The sequence below is a fragment of the Xanthomonas arboricola pv. juglandis genome (assembly GCF_905367715.1).
Classification (GTDB): Bacteria; Pseudomonadota; Gammaproteobacteria; order Xanthomonadales; family Xanthomonadaceae; genus Xanthomonas; species Xanthomonas arboricola.
The window spans coordinates 534,301-549,336 of record NZ_HG999362.1; the positions used below are offsets into that span (position 1 = coordinate 534,301).

The window sequence follows — 15,036 nt, forward strand, 5'->3', positions numbered from 1 at the left end:
AATGAACGACACGGAACGGCAAGCGCGGCTTCGCCAGTTGGCACAGGAGATCTGGGAGGCCGAAGGCCGCCCGGACGGCCACGCAGATCGGCATTGGGCCATGGCCGAGCGGCTGGTGGATGCCGAAGAGCGCGCCGCCGAACAGGCCGGCCCGCCGGTGACTGCACGCCAGTAACGGTGCCTCTGTCACCTTGCATGGTTCACCCTGCAGGCTGTGCCGTGCCAGGGTGAGCGTGCCCAGGCAAGCAGGCACCTGCATTCGCTCAGCGTTTTGAGTTCACCGTTCTCAGGAGTTACCGATGGCCACCCGCAAGTTCACTCAGCGCTCGCGCATTCGCGAAGGCCGTCCCAACCCGCTCGGCGCCACCTGGGATGGCCTGGGGGTCAATTTCGCGCTGTACTCGCGCAACGCCACCCGGGTGGAACTGTGCCTGTTCGACGAGCGTGGCCGTGAACAGGAGCGCCTGGCGCTGCCCGAATACACCGACGAGGTCTGGCACGGCTATCTGCCCGACGCACGCCCCGGCCAGCTGTACGGCTACCGCGTGCACGGACCTTATGCGCCCGAGGCCGGGCACCGCTTCAACCACAACAAGCTGCTGTTGGACCCGTATGCCAAGCAGATCGTCGGCGAGCTCAAATGGGCGCCGCATCTGTTCGGCTACACCATCGGCCACCGCGACAAGGATCTGAGCTTCGACCGTCGCGACAGCGCCGCGTTCATGCCCAAATCCGCAGTGATCGACCCGGCCTTTACCTGGGGCCAGGACCGCCCGCCGCAGACGCCGTGGAACCGCACGGTGATCTACGAAGCGCACGTGCGCGGGCTGAGCATGTTGCATCCGGCAGTGCCGCCGGAAAATCGCGGCACCTTCTCGGCCCTGAAGACCGACGAGCTGATCGACCACATCAGCTTGCTCGGCGTCACCGCGGTGGAACTGCTCCCGGTTCACGCCTTCGTCGACGACCAGTACCTGCTGGAAAAAGGCCTGCGCAATTACTGGGGCTACAACACGCTGGGGTTCTTCGCGCCGCAGGCGCGCTACATGGCCACGCGCACCGTGGCCGAGTTCAAGCAGATGGTGGCGCGCCTGCATCACGCCGGGCTGGAAGTGCTGCTGGACGTGGTCTACAACCACACCGCCGAAGGCAACGAGCTGGGGCCGACGTTGTCGTTCAAGGGCATCGACAATGCCAGCTACTACCGCCTGGCCGACGATCGCCGCTTCTATATCAACGACACCGGCACCGGCAACACCTTCGACCTGACCAACGTCGGCGCGTTGCGCATGGTGATGGACTCGCTGCGCTACTGGGTGCAGGAAATGCACGTCGACGGCTTCCGCTTCGATCTGGCCAGCATCCTCGGCCGTGAGCGCTATGGCTTCGATCCGTCGGGCAGCTTTCTCGATGCGGTGCGCCAGGATCCAGTACTGAGCCAGACCAAGCTGATCGCCGAGCCGTGGGATATCGGTCCGGGCGGTTACCAGGTCGGCAACTTCCCGCCGGGCTGGGTGGAATGGAACGACAAGTTCCGCGACAACGTGCGCGCGTTCTGGCGTGGCGACGGTGGTCAGCTGGCCGAACTGGCCACGCGCCTGACCGGCTCGGCCGATCTGTTCAACCATAGTGGCCGCCGCCCCACCGCGTCGGTCAATTTCGTCACCGCGCACGACGGCTTCACCCTGCGCGATCTGGTCAGCTACGAAGGCAAGCACAACTTCGCCAACGGCGAAGAGGGCAGGGACGGCAGCGACCACAATATCTCGGCCAATTACGGCGTTGAAGGCGACACCAACGACCCGGCCATCAAGCAGCTGCGCCGTCAGCAGATGCGCAACCTGCTGGCCACGTTGTTGCTGTCGCAGGGCACGCCAATGCTGCTGGCCGGTGACGAGTTCGGCCACAGCCAGAACGGCAACAACAACGCGTATTGCCAGGACAACGAACTGACCTGGATCGACTGGACTGCCGCCACCAAGGCCGCCGCCGCCGATCAGGCTGCGTTCGTGCGGCGCCTGATCCGCATCCGCCAGCGTTACCCGCTGCTGCATCGCGCCCGCTTCTTCGACGGCAAGTTCGACGAAGCGCTGGGCCTGAAGGATCTCACTTGGCTGGCACCGGACGGCCACGAGATGGACGAAGCCGGCTGGCACGACCCGGAAGCGCGCGCGCTGATGCTGCGCCTGGATGGCCGCTCGCCGACCACCGGTCTGCGCGAGATCGCCGCCAACGTGACCTTGCTGATGCTGATCAATGCCGCCTCCACCAGCGTGTCGTTCACGCTGCCGGCGATGCACGACGAACATTGGCGCGTGCTGGTCGACACCGCACGCCATGGCGGCCGCGTGGTGGCCGGCGGCAGCGAATGGAAGGCGCCGGCGCACTCGCTGACCTTGCTGGCAGTGGAGCGCGATCGCATCGCCAGCAGTGCACGTATCGTCTCCGAGGGCGCACGCTGATGGCAGGGGCGGTTTGATGGATGTGCTGCTGGCAGGGGCCACCGGGCTGGTCGGTGGACATGTTTTGCAACAACTGCTGGCCGATGCGCGCTGTACCGGCGTGGTGGCGATCACGCGCCGGCCGCTGTCGCAGATCCATCCCAAACTGCGCAACCAGGTGATCGATTTCGAGCGCCTGGACCACTGGACCGCACCGCGCATGGAAGCGGCCATCTGCGCCCTGGGCAGCACGATGAAACAGGCCGGCTCGCGCGAGGCGTTCTATCGCATCGATCACGACTACCCGATGGCGCTGGCACGCGCCGCCTGCGCGCAGGGCACCTCGGTGTTCGTGTTGAATTCGGCGGCCGGTGCCGATGCGCACTCGCGCATCTTCTATAACCGCGTCAAGGGCGAGCTGGAACGCGACCTGCGCGCGGTCGGCTTCCCCTCGCTCACCTTCGTGCGCCCGGGCCTGATCGGCGGAGAACGGGAGCAGCGGCGCACCGGCGAACACATCGGCAGCCTCGTGCTGGGCGCGCTCGGCCCGCTGCTGCCACGCCGGTTCCGCATCAACCCGGCCGAACGCATCGCTGCCGCCATGGTGAGCGCCGCGCTGGCACCGGCGCGTGGCGAGCACAGCGTCGAGGCGGCGAAGTTGGTTGGCTAACGCTGCCTCATCGCCTGGTCGCGAGGCAGCCGGATAGAGGTGAGACGCCGCCGTATCGTAGCGTGCCTGCGCGCGACGGGGCGTTACCGATAGAGCCTCATCGCGCGCAGGCACGCTCCTACAGGTTCAGGCGCAGCCGATTGCCGTCTCCGCCAGCATAAATGCCGTGCGCCCCCCCAACGACTGCCCACCATCCATCAGCACCCGCCCGTCGTCGCGAGGGCGCTGCAGAGGGAGAAACGGCTTGCCTGCTGTTCGTAGGAGCGTGCCTGCGCGCGACGAGGCGTTACCGATAAAGCTTCATCGTGCGCGGGCACGCTCCTACAGGTCCACGCGCAGCGGACCGGCATCTCCGCCAGCACAAATCCCCGCTCACACCCGCAACGACTGCCCACCATCCATCAGCACCCGCCCTTCGTCGCGAGGGCGCTGCAGAGGGAGAAACGGCTTGCCTGCTATTCGTAGGAGGGTGCCTGCGCGCGACGGGGCGTTACCGATAGAGCCTCATCGCGCGCAGGCACGCTCCTACAGAGTCACGTGCAGCGGATCGGCATCTGCGCCAGTGCAAATACCGTGCTCACACTCCCAACAACTGCCCACCATCCATCAGCACCCGCCCTTCGTCGCGAGGGCGTTACAGATAAAGGAACTGGTTGCCCGCTGTCGTAGGAGCGTGCCTGCGCGCGACGGGGCGTTACCGACAAAGCTTCATCGCGCGCAGGCACGCTCCTACAGAGTCACGCGCAGCGGATCGGCATCTTCGCCAGCACAAATACTCCGCTCACATCCCCAACGACTGCCCGCCATCCACCGCCAGTACCTGCCCGGTGATCCAGCGTGCTTGTGGCGATGCAAGAAACAACGCCGCATCGGCGATGTGCTGCACCTGTCCGAATCCCCCGAACGGGATGCTGTCGCGGATGCGGGCATACAGTTCCGGTTCTTCATCGCGGCGGCGGGCCCATAGCCCGTCGGGAAACTCGATCGAGCCCGGTGCAATCGCGTTGACGCGGATGCGCTCGCGTGCGAGCTCGGCGGCCAGCGTGGTGGTGTAGTAATTGAGCGCCGCCTTGGCGGTGGAGTAGGCGATCGCGCGCGGCGTGGGGCGTTGCGCATTGATCGAGCTGATATTGAGGATCACTGCCGCGTCGCTGTTGCGCAGATGCGGCAGCGCGGCGCGATTGCAGCGCACTGCGGCCATCAGATCCACGTCCAGGCCGGCTTGCCAGCTCGCATCGTCGTTGCCGTGTCCATAGCCGGAGGCGTTGTTGATCACCACGTCCAGACCATCCAGTGCCTGCGCTGCGGCCTCCACATATGCCTCGATCTGCGCAGCATCCGACAGGTCGCAGGCGAAGGTGTGTACCGGGGCTCCATGAGGCGCCAAGGCGTGTGCGGCCTGTGCCAGACCATCGGCATTACGTGCGCACAGCGACACCTGCGCGCCGTTACGGACGAACGCGTCGACAATGGCCAAGCCGATGCCACGGCTGCCGCCTGCGATCAGCACACGTTGATTGCGCGGCGAGATTTGCGTGGGTGCTGCGGAAATGGACATGGCGGACACTCGATTGGAAACCGACATTATCGAGCAGCCCGGTCATGACGCGGTGCTCGGCGCCGTTGCAGTGTTGAACGCAGCATCGCAATGTCTGCTGTCCGTTTCACTACTTCCACCGCTTCTGCCAACGACGCGCCGGCCACCGCGTAGCGGGCTGGCGATCTACTGCGCTCATCCCCAGCCGCGCGGCGGTGCTCGGAATTGCCATGTGCCACTCGTACACTCAGGTTTTGAGCGCGCCGTGCACACACCCCGAGCGATTGCTCGCTACGTTTTGTCAGCCACCCTAAATCGCGTTGCGCAGCGCTGCGCTGCGAGCCAGGTTGGGAACCATGCACCGGCACCTGGCTGCGGTCGCGTGCGCTGTCATCTTTGTGCAATGCCGTGCGCACGTCGCTTGCGACACAAGCCTCATCACCAAGCATGATCAGCTCATGCGTTTTCGGTAGTTCGCTGCTAACCATTTGTTTACACGTTCGCGCCGCGCTGCGGGCACAACGTGCGGGTCATTCAGTGGGAGTTGCACATGGAAACCCATATCACCGTCATCGGTGCCGGCTTCTGCGGCACCGCGCTGGTCCGTGCGCTGGCGCAGACGGCCGATGCGCAGGTGCGCATCACCCTGGTCGGCGTGACCGAGACCTTCGGCAGCGGCATCGCCTATGGTGCCGCCCGGCCGGAGCACCTGCTCAACGTACGCGCCAAGGACCTGGGCATTGACGCGCAAGCGCCAGGTGCATTCGCCGATACCCTGCATCTGGGCGACAGCGGGCGACTGGAATTCCTGCCGCGTCTTGCCTATGGCGATTATCTGCGCAGCGAGCTGGATACCGCGGTCAGTGGCGCGCAGGCGTCGATCGTGCGGCTGTCGCAGGAAGCGGTGGCAGTGGAGCGTGCACGCAAGGGCTTTCGCGTGTTCCTGGCCAATGGCGATGCCTTCCACAGCGATCGGGTGGTGCTGGCGGTGGGCGCACTGCAGCCGCAGGCGTTGGCCGGGATCGGCCCGCGCCTGAGCGTGCATCCGCGCTACATCGGCTGGCCGTGGCAGGGCGATGCCCTAGCGCGCTTGTCGCCGGACGACGATGTGCTGATCGTCGGCACCGGGCTGACCATGGTGGACGTGGCATTGACCCTGCACACGCGCGGGCATCGCGGCCGCCTGCTGGCGATCTCGCGACGCGGCCTGGCGCCGCAGGCGCATCTGCGCCAGCCGGGCGCGGCGCTGGAGTTGCCGCCGCATTTGCAGCGCGCAGTCAAGGATGCCGACCTGCGTGGCCTGCTGCGCGGTGTGCGTCAGCTCAGTGCGGTAGTCGACGACTGGCGACGCGTGGTGGATGCCTTGCGCCCGCATCTGCAACCGCTGTGGCAGCGGCTGGAGTTGCCGCAGCGTGCGCGTTTCCTGCGCCATCTGCGCCCGTATTGGGAGGTGGCGCGGCACCGCGTTGCGCCGGGCGCAGCGGAACAGCTGGCGCAATTGCAGCAATCGGGGCAACTGCAGATCGTCGCAGCGCGCCTGCTGCGTGCGCGTTGGGTGCCCGACGGCGTGGAAGCGGTGATTCGCCCGCGTGGATCGGCCGACGCGCAGACCGATCATTACGATGCGGTGATCCGCGCAACCGGGTTGGATACCGATATCGACCGCACCAGCGATCCGCTGATCGCCGGCATGCGCGAAGCGGGCCTGTTGCGTGCCGACCCGCTGGGCCTGGGCGTGGACACTGATGCACAACTGCGCGTGCGCGATGGTGCCGGGCAGATCGTGCCGGGACTGTATTGCGTGGGCCCGCTGCTACGCGGGCGCTATTGGGAAATCACCGCCGTGCCGGAGTTGCGCGTGGCCACGCGCGCCCTGGCAGAGCGTCTGTTGCTGGGCGCGATGCCGGCGTTACAGCCGGAGCCGGAACAGGTGCCGCGCGAGGTTAATGCGCGTTTGTAGTGGGGTGGATTTGTATTGCAGCTTCTTGATGGTTGTATCAAGTTGAAGCTTTGACGAGTGCGAGTTTGAGCCTTCTCTCATCGAGAGAGTGCCTCATCACCCCGCATCTTGAACCCTTCTCCCATCGGGAGAAGGTGACGCGCCAGCGCCGGATGAGGGTAGGTACGCAGCCCCGTGGGGTTGCGTGATGCCTCTTTAAGTTGCTTCCGGTCGACGCGTGCCGGTTGCAGCATCTTTTTGTGCGTGCATCAGACGCTTGCGTAATGCTCGTATCGTCTGCCGTCTGCCGTCTGCCGTCTGCCGGCATTCCTTCGGCTTTTTCCTGGCGATAGAAGCGCCCGATCACGCAACAAACAGCCTCTGCGCGCGCAGGCATAGCCCGCACGGCGCAATCTCGCGCGGACATCGCCAAACAGCGCAATCATGCCGCGTGATGCGTAGCGCAGTGCGCCGCTGCAGACAGGACTGGGTCATGTTGACGGCCCCGGGCTGATTACAGTCCAGGTCGCTTCCTTCCCCCATTCTGGAGTTCGCCATGCCCCGTCTTGCTCCCGCTGCCTTGCTCGCCACGCTGTGCGCCTGCGCGCTGCCCGCCTGGGCCAGTGAATCGCTCAATACTCGTGCGGAAGTGCTCGCAGCCCTGGAATCCGGTTACGACGTCAGCCTGACCACCGATCTGGGCCGCTGCACACCCGAAGAAGGCACGCCGGTCACGCAGACCCGTGGCGGCCGCCATATCGACGCGTACCGCATTACCGAGGACGGCACGGCCGCGTTCTCAGGTTCGCACTTCACCGTGGCCAACGACGGCAAGCCGATCCAGCAGTTCATGCGCTACCAGCTGCGTCCGGATGGCAGCGTGCGTTTCACCACCTACATGTACGACCTGCCGGGTCTGCAGCAACGCGGGCCGGTGCTAGCGTATCAATGCACGATCAATCAAGGCATCCGCTTCCACGCCGATTGAGCGCGTTGCCCCGTGACGACTGCGGTCTGCTGCAGCGCCATCGCGCGCACTGCAGCCTGCAGCCTGCAGCCGTCGTAACCGCTCTAACACCCGCGCGTCGTGCAATGCACTTGACCGCCACTCACTCTCGAGGAGACCCGCATGCCGTCATATCCAGGTTTGTCACTCGTTGCCGCCGCGCTGTGCATCGCGGCGGTGCCCGCGTTCGCCACTGAATCGTTACGTAGCCAGGCCAGCTTGATCGCTGCGCTGGAGGCGGGGCGCGCGGTGGCGGTGTCGGTGGATCTGTCGCGCTGCACGGCGGAGGCGGGCACCGCATCCAGCCAGAGCCGCGGCGGTGTGCGCATCGGTGCGTACCGGTTGACCGCCGATGGCACGTTGGCGTTTTCCGATACCCAGTTCATTGCTGCCAGCAGCGACGGCAAGCCATTCCAGCAGTTCCAGCGCTATCAGGTGGGCGCGGACAATCGCGTGCGGCTCACCACCTACATGTACGACCTGCCCAGCCTGCAGCAACGCGGGCCGTTATTGGCGTATCAGTGCGCAATCGATCAAGGCATCCGCTTCCACGCGCATTGACGCGCCGCTGCGTTGCGCGATGCCACAGCGCAGCGCGTGCAGACTGTTTCGCTGCGTCGCTCACCTGCGGCTGGCATCGCGTCAATGACGCGACAGCAGCAACCTCGAAGCGGTCTGGCCGGGTGCGTACGTTCGCGACATGCAAGGCGATGCGCAGTCGTCATCCGCATCAACATCGTGCAACGCACATGGGGTTGTCACCGGCCAGATGCATAGGGTCGGTCTAGACCTCGGTGGTTAATGAGGGCCCACCGATGCGATGCAATCGCCGCAGCGGGCGGTTGCCCGGTCGCGATCCTGTCAGTGCTTGCGTCAGCGCGGTGACGGCTGCTGCAGCGCAACCGCGTCGGCGGCGCTGGATTGCCAGCCGCCACCCAGTGCCCTGAAAGTGGCCACCGCACTGCGCGCGGCATCCGTGCGTGCCTGCACCTGCGCATCGGATGCGCGCAGCAACTGCTCGTCGGCATTCAACACTTCGATCAGGCTGACCACGCCCTTTTCGTAGGCCAGTGCGGACGCGGTGCGCGTCTTGCCCAGTGCGTCCACGCCTTGCGCGAGCACGCTGGCTTGTTGTTCGCGTTTGACCAGCGCGGTGAATGCATTTTCGACGTCCTCGGTGGCGCGCAGGACCGCCAGGCGATACGCCGCCAGCTGCTCGGCTTCCTGGCCCTTGGCCTGGGCGATCTGCGCATTGATGCGGCCGAAGTCGAACAGCCGCCAGCGCAGGCCCAGCACGCCAGCGGACTGGCTGGCATCGCCGGTGAACAGGTTGGCGCCGGAGATCGCGGTGGCGCTGCCGAGCAGTCCGCTGAGCGAGAATTTGGGGTAGTACTCGGCCATCGCCACGCCGATGCGTGCGTTCGACGCTGCCAGCCTGCGTTCGGCCGCGATCAGGTCGGGGCGGCGCCGCAGCAGGTCGCCGGGCGTGCCCGTCTCGGCGATCCGCGGCGCAAGCGGAATCGGTTTGGTGGCGGCCAGTTCCGCGCGGTGCGTGCCCGGCGGCACACCCAGCATCACGTCCAGGGCGTTCATCGCCGCGACCAGGCCGCTTTCGATACCGGGCACCGAGGCCTGCGCCTGTGCCAGCGCGCCTTGCGCCTGGTGCAGTTGCAACTCCGGCGCGAGCCCCTTGCCGTGCAGCAGCGTCACCATCGACAGCAGGCCCTGCTGGGTGGCGACCTGGCGCTGCGCCACCTCCAGCCGTGCCTGCAGGCCGCGGATGCTGATGTAGATATCGGCGGTCTGCCCCGCCACCGCCAGGCGGGTGGCGGCGGCGCCGGCTTCGCTGGCCTGGTAGTCGGCCAGTGCGGCCTGACGCCCGCGACGCAGGCCGCCGAACAGATCCAGCTCCCAGCTCGCGCCCAGGTTGGCTTCGTAGGTGCTGGCATAGCGGTCGAAGTTGGGCGTGCTGTTGAGCACCTGGCCGAGCGGCGTTTCCAGCGACTGGTAGGCGCGGGTCGCGTTGCCGCTGATGTTGCCCGAGGGCAGCAGTGCGGCAGTGGCGGCGGTCAGGCCGGCGCGGGCCTGGGTGACACGCGCGGTGGCCTGGGCCAGGTCCAGGTTCTGCGCCAGCGCCTGGGTGACGTAGCGGCTCAGGTCCGCGTCGTCGAAGCCGGTCCACCAGGTCGAAAGCTCGGCCGGTCGCGCCGCCGGGCGCACTTCGACCGCCGCCTGGCCCGCGTAACGGTCTGGCAGGGGCGCAGCGGGGCGGGTATAGGTCGGACCGACTGCACAGCCCGTGGCAAGGCTGGCAACGACAAGCACGGCAACAGGACGGAACGGGGACATGGCAGACCAGGCGGGCAGGAGTGAGTGGTGACTATAATACGAAATGGTCACTTTTGTATGTCGGGCGCCGGGGCGCTAAGCTGGCGGCATGAGCAAGACATCCAGCTATCCGGTTTCGGGCCGCGGCCCGGCCGACCATGACGTGCGCGATCAGATCGTGATTGCGGCCACCGAGCATTTCAGCCGCTACGGCTACGAGAAGACCGCCGTCTCGGACCTGGCCAAGGCGATCGGGTTCTCCAAGGCCTATATCTACAAGTTCTTCGAATCCAAGCAGGCCATCGGCGAGATGATCTGCAGCAACTGCCTGCGCGAAATCGAGACCGAGGTGCGTGCCGCAGTCGACGAGGCGGAGCAGCCGCCGGAGAAATTACGCAGGCTTTTCAAGGTGATGATCGAGGCGAGCCTCCGGCTGTTCTTCCAGGATCGCAAGCTGTACGAGATCGCCACCTCGGCGGCCACCGAGCGCTGGCAATCGGTCCGCGCCTATGAAGTGCGCATCCAGACACTGCTGCAGGATGTGCTGCAGCAAGGCCGGCAAAGTGGCGATTTCGAGCGCAAGACGCCATTGGACGAGGCCACGCAGGCGATTTACATGGTGCTGCGCCCCTACATGAACCCGTTGCTGCTGCAGCATAGCCTCGAGCAGGCCGACGAGGTGCCGGTGCTGTTGTCGAGCCTGGTGCTCCGCAGTCTATCGCCCTAAATTCGTTTGTGACTATTGACTGATTTAGTCACAAGTATCAGGATGCAAGCCTTCATCAGCTCGCTCCTGGATTTGCCATGCTTCGGCGCCTCGTTACCTCTGCCGCTTTCTGTGTGCTGCCGCTGGCATTGATCGCCTGCGGCAAGGCGCCCCCTTCCGACCCGCGTACCGAGGCCCCGCTGGTGCGGGTGGCCATCGTCGAAGACGCCGGTGCAGCGGCGCGCAGCTTCTCCGGCACGGTCGCGGCCCGGGTGCAGAGCGACCTGGGGTTCCGGGTCGCCGGCAAGGTGCAGGAGCGCTTGGTCGATGCCGGCCAGCGCGTGAAGCGTGGCCAGCCGCTGCTGCGGATCGACCCGGTCGACCTCAAGCTCGCCGTGCGGGCGCAGCAGGACGCGGTGGCGGCCGCGCAGGCGCGCGCCCAGCAGGAGGGTGAGGATGAAGCGCGCTACCGCGATCTGCGCGGCACCGGCGCCATCTCGGCTTCGGCCTACGACCAGATCAAGGCCGCCGCCGACGCCGCCAGGGCGCAGCTAAGCGCCGCCCAGGCGCAGGCCGAAGTGGCCCGCAACGCCAACCGCTACACCGACCTGCTGGCCGACGCCGATGGTGTGGTGATGGAGACGCTGGTCGAGCCGGGCCAGGTCGTTGCGGCCGGGCAGCCGGTGGTGCGGCTGGCGCATGCCGGCCGCCGCGAGGCGGTGATCCAGTTGCCGGAAACCTTGCGCCCGCAGGTCGGCTCGGTGGCGCAGGCCACCTTGTTCGGCAATGCCGCTGTCACCGTACCGGCGACCTTGCGCCAGCTGTCCGAAAGCGCCGACCGGCTGACCCGCACCTTCGAGGCACGTTACGTGCTCGATGGCGCACTGGGCGATGCGCCGTTGGGCACCACCGTCAGCCTGCGCATTGCCGATGGCACGGCCGCCGGCACGCAGGCCGGGCTGCAGGTGCCGCTGGCCGCGTTGTTCGATGCCGGCAAGGGGCCGGGCGTGTGGGTGATTGCCGGCAATCCGGCCAAGGTGCGCTGGCGGCCGGTGACGGTGCTGGGCCTGGACGACGACCACGCCACGGTTGCCGGCAAGCTGGCGCGCGGTGAGCGCATCGTGGCGCTGGGCGCGCACCTGTTGCGCGACGGCGAGCAGGTGCGGGTGGTCAACACGATTGCGCCTGCCGCCGGCGCCACGACCGGCGCCAAGGCCGCGGCCGCGGCAGGAGCGCAGCCGTGAGCGAAGGCCGGTTCAATCTTTCCGCGCTGGCGGTGCGCGAGCGCTCGATCACGCTGTTTCTGATCGTCCTGATTTCGCTGGCCGGCCTGGTCGCCTTCCTCAAGCTTGGGCGTGCCGAAGACCCGGCCTTCACCGTCAAGGTCATGATCATCGTGACCGCCTGGCCGGGCGCCACGCCGCAGGAAATGCAGGACCAGGTCGCCGAGAAACTCGAAAAGCGCCTGCAGGAGCTGCGCTGGTACGACCGCAGCGAAACCTATACGCGCCCCGGCCTGGCGTTCACGACCTTGACCTTGCTGGACAGCACACCACCCAGCCAGGTGCAGGAGCAGTTCTATCAGGCGCGCAAGAAGGTGGGCGACGAAGTCGGCAACCTGCCGGCCGGTGTGATCGGGCCGATGGTCAACGACGAATATGCCGACGTCACCTTCGCGCTGTTCGCGCTCAAGGCCAAGGGCGAGCCGCAACGTTTGCTTGCGCGCGATGCGGAAAGCCTGCGCCAGCGCCTGTTGCACGTGCCGGGCGTCAAGAAGGTCAACATCATCGGCGAACAGCCCGAGCGCATCTTTGTCGAGTTCTCGCACGAGCGCCTGGCCACGCTGGGCGTCGGTCCGCAGGAGGTGTTTGCCGCGCTCAATGCGCAGAACGCCTTGAATGCGGCAGGTTCGGTGGAAACGCGCGGGCCGCAGGTGTTCATTCGCCTGGACGGCGCGCTCGACAGCCTGCAGAAGATCCGCGAGACCCCGCTGGTGGTGCAGGGCCGCACCCTGAAACTGTCGGACATCGCCACGGTCAAACGTGGCTACGAAGATCCGTCCACCTTCATGATCCGCAGTGGCGGCGAGCCGGCGTTGCTGCTGGGCATCATCATGCGCGATGGCTGGAACGGGCTGGATCTGGGCAAATCGCTGGACAGCGAAGTGAGCGCAATCAATGCCGAGCTGCCGCTGGGCATGACCCTGAGCAAGGTCACCGACCAGGCGGTCAACATCGACGCGTCGGTGGGCGAGTTCATGACCAAGTTCTTCGTCGCACTGCTGGTAGTGATGCTGGTGTGCTTCGTCAGCATGGGCTGGCGCGTGGGTATCGTGGTGGCGGCTGCGGTGCCGCTGACGCTGGCGGCGGTGTTCGTGGTGATGCTGGCCACCGGCAAGAACTTCGACCGTATCACGCTGGGGTCGTTGATCCTGGCGCTGGGATTGCTGGTGGACGACGCCATCATCGCGATCGAGATGATGGTGGTGAAGATGGAGGAAGGCTACAGCCGCGTCGCCGCATCGGCCTATGCGTGGAGCCATACCGCCGCGCCGATGCTGTCCGGCACGCTGGTGACCGCGGTCGGCTTCATGCCGAACGGCTTTGCCGCCTCCACCGCCGGCGAATACACCAGCAATATGTTCTGGATCGTGGGGATCGCGCTGATCGTCTCGTGGGTGGTGGCAGTGGTGTTCACGCCCTACCTGGGCGTCAAGATGCTGCCGGATCTGAAGAAGATCGAAGGCGGCCACGCCGCGATGTACGACACGCCGCGCTACAACCGCTTCCGCAGCGCGCTGGCACGCGTCATTGCGCGCAAGTGGTTGGTGGCCGGCTCGGTGGTGGGCCTGTTCGTGCTTGCGATCCTGGGCATGGGCATCGTCAAGAAGCAGTTCTTCCCGATCTCCGATCGCCCTGAAGTGCTGGTCGAAGTGCAACTGCCGTACGGCAGCTCGATCACCCAGACCAGCGCGGCCACGGCCAAGCTGGAAGCCTGGCTGGCCAAACAGGACGAAGCGAAGATTGTCACCGCGTATATCGGCCAGGGCGCGCCGCGCTTCTTCTTGGCGATGGGCCCGGAGTTGCCGGATCCGTCGTTCGCCAAGATCGTGGTGCGCACCGACAACCAGCACGAGCGCGACGCACTGAAGCTGCGCATGCGCAAGGCGGTCGCCGAAGGCCTGGCATCCGAAGCGCGCGTGCGCGTGACCCAACTCACCTTCGGCCCGTACTCGCAGTTTCCGGTGGCCTACCGGGTCAGCGGTGCCGACCCGCAGGTGGTGCGTGGCATCGCCGCGCAGGTCAGGCAGGTCATGCAGGACAGCCCGATGCTGCGCACCGTCAACACCGACTGGGGCACGCGCACGCCCACGCTGCATTTCACCCTGGACCAGGACCGCCTGCAGGCGGTGGGGCTGACCTCGGCCGCAGTGGCGCAGCAACTGCAATTCCTGCTCAGCGGCGTGCCGGTCACGCTGGTGCGCGAGGATATCCGCAGCGTGCAGGTGATGGCGCGTTCGGCCGGCGACACGCGCTTCGATCCGGCACGCATCGCCGACTTCACCCTGGCCGGTGCCAACGGCCAGCGCGTGCCGTTGTCGCAGGTGGGCAAGGTGGATGTGCGGATGGAAGAGCCGATCATGCGCCGCCGCGATCGGGTGCCGACGATCACCGTGGGCGGCGATGTCGACGAGCAGCTGCAGCCGCCGGATGTCTCGGCGGCGATCACCAGGCAGCTGCAGCCGATCATCGACACATTGCCCAGCGGTTACCAGATCAAGGAGGCCGGTTCGATCGAGGAATCCGGCAAGGCAACCACCGCGATGCTGCCGCTGTTCCCGATCATGCTGGCGGCCACCTTGCTGATCATCATCCTGCAGGTGCGTTCGATCTCGGCGATGGTGATGGTGTTTCTGACCAGCCCGCTCGGCCTGATCGGCGTGGTGCCGACCCTGATCCTGTTCCAGCAACCGTTCGGCATCAATGCGCTGGTGGGCCTGATCGCGTTGTCGGGCATCCTGATGCGCAACACGCTGATCCTGATCGGGCAGATCCATCACAACGAGGCCGAAGGGCTGGACCCGTTCCATGCGCTGGTGGAAGCCACCGTGCAGCGTGCGCGCCCGGTGATCCTGACCGCGTTGGCGGCGATCCTGGCGTTCATCCCGCTCACGCATTCGGTGTTCTGGGGCACGCTGGCCTACACGCTGATCGGCGGCACCCTGGCCGGCACGATCCTGACGCTGGTGTTCCTGCCGGCGATGTATTCGATCTGGTTCAAGATCCGGCCCGATTCCGGCATTACCCGGGCAGCGACGCAGCACGCCTGATGCCGCTGGGCCAGGGCGGCCAAGTCGCGGTTGCCGAACGCGTCGGCGCGCGGTCGCTCACCAGCGTGGGCCGCCGCCG

The 15,036-nt window shown here is 66.4% G+C and carries 11 protein-coding genes and 1 other RNA gene; 10 read left to right on the plus strand and 2 right to left on the minus strand.

The features are described from left to right. The first annotated feature begins 1 nt into the window (after position 1). The 3 genes from KHN93_RS02225 (at position 2) to KHN93_RS02235 (ending at position 3,111) form a co-directional block, all read left to right on the plus strand. Positions 2-175, plus strand: coding sequence for a DUF2934 domain-containing protein (locus tag KHN93_RS02225; RefSeq protein WP_005993048.1), 174 nt, complete (start codon positions 2-4; stop codon positions 173-175). Positions 176-299: 124 nt separating this feature from the next. Further along, positions 300-2,462, plus strand: coding sequence for a glycogen debranching protein GlgX (gene glgX, locus KHN93_RS02230; protein ID WP_211921834.1), 2,163 nt, complete (start codon positions 300-302; stop codon positions 2,460-2,462). Between the two features lie 16 nt (positions 2,463-2,478). After that, positions 2,479-3,111 carry an NAD(P)H-binding protein gene (locus KHN93_RS02235; protein ID WP_211921835.1) on the plus strand — a complete coding sequence of 211 codons (633 nt, stop codon included), beginning with the start codon at positions 2,479-2,481 and terminating at the stop codon, positions 3,109-3,111. 781 nt (positions 3,112-3,892) lie between these two features. Here the strand turns inward: KHN93_RS02235 and KHN93_RS02240 are convergent. Then, positions 3,893-4,669, minus strand: a complete 777-nt coding sequence (locus KHN93_RS02240) for an SDR family NAD(P)-dependent oxidoreductase (protein ID WP_211921837.1) — start codon at positions 4,667-4,669, stop codon at positions 3,893-3,895. A gap of 209 nt (positions 4,670-4,878) precedes the next feature. On the opposite strand from KHN93_RS02240, the gene KHN93_RS02245 reads away from it, so the two are divergent. The 4 genes from KHN93_RS02245 (at position 4,879) to KHN93_RS02260 (ending at position 8,154) form a co-directional block, all read left to right on the plus strand. Beyond that, a non-coding RNA gene (locus KHN93_RS02245) (sX9 sRNA) lies at positions 4,879-4,955 on the plus strand. A gap of 243 nt (positions 4,956-5,198) precedes the next feature. Further along, positions 5,199-6,608, plus strand: coding sequence for an FAD/NAD(P)-binding protein (locus tag KHN93_RS02250; RefSeq protein ID WP_211921839.1), 1,410 nt, complete (start codon positions 5,199-5,201; stop codon positions 6,606-6,608). A 535-nt stretch (positions 6,609-7,143) separates the two neighbouring features. Beyond that, a complete protein-coding gene (locus KHN93_RS02255) occupies positions 7,144-7,575 on the plus strand; it encodes a VirK family protein (RefSeq protein ID WP_024938233.1) in 432 nt (143 codons plus the stop codon). A 141-nt stretch (positions 7,576-7,716) separates the two neighbouring features. Further along, the gene (locus KHN93_RS02260) at positions 7,717-8,154 is read left to right on the plus strand and encodes a VirK family protein (protein WP_047127922.1); all 438 of its coding nucleotides are present in this window, start codon (positions 7,717-7,719) and stop codon (positions 8,152-8,154) included. A gap of 312 nt (positions 8,155-8,466) precedes the next feature. Here the strand turns inward: KHN93_RS02260 and KHN93_RS02265 are convergent, their stop codons facing one another. Further along, a complete protein-coding gene (locus KHN93_RS02265; RefSeq protein WP_211921841.1) occupies positions 8,467-9,942 on the minus strand; it encodes an efflux transporter outer membrane subunit in 1,476 nt (491 codons plus the stop codon). An 88-nt stretch (positions 9,943-10,030) separates the two neighbouring features. Here KHN93_RS02265 and KHN93_RS02270 point away from each other — a divergent pair, with 88 nt between their 5' ends. The 3 genes from KHN93_RS02270 (at position 10,031) to KHN93_RS02280 (ending at position 14,957) form a co-directional block, all read left to right on the plus strand. Next, complete coding sequence (locus KHN93_RS02270; RefSeq protein WP_039517156.1) at positions 10,031-10,648, plus strand: TetR/AcrR family transcriptional regulator; 618 nt, start codon at positions 10,031-10,033, stop codon at positions 10,646-10,648. A 77-nt stretch (positions 10,649-10,725) separates the two neighbouring features. Further along, positions 10,726-11,871 (plus strand): efflux RND transporter periplasmic adaptor subunit, encoded by a 1,146-nt coding sequence (locus KHN93_RS02275; RefSeq protein ID WP_211921843.1) that lies wholly within the window; start codon positions 10,726-10,728, stop codon positions 11,869-11,871. Next, the gene (locus KHN93_RS02280) at positions 11,868-14,957 is read left to right on the plus strand and encodes an efflux RND transporter permease subunit (RefSeq protein WP_211921845.1); all 3,090 of its coding nucleotides are present in this window, start codon (positions 11,868-11,870) and stop codon (positions 14,955-14,957) included. The genes KHN93_RS02275 and KHN93_RS02280 overlap by 4 nt, the downstream gene beginning before the upstream one ends. Positions 14,958-15,036 lie beyond the last annotated feature (79 nt).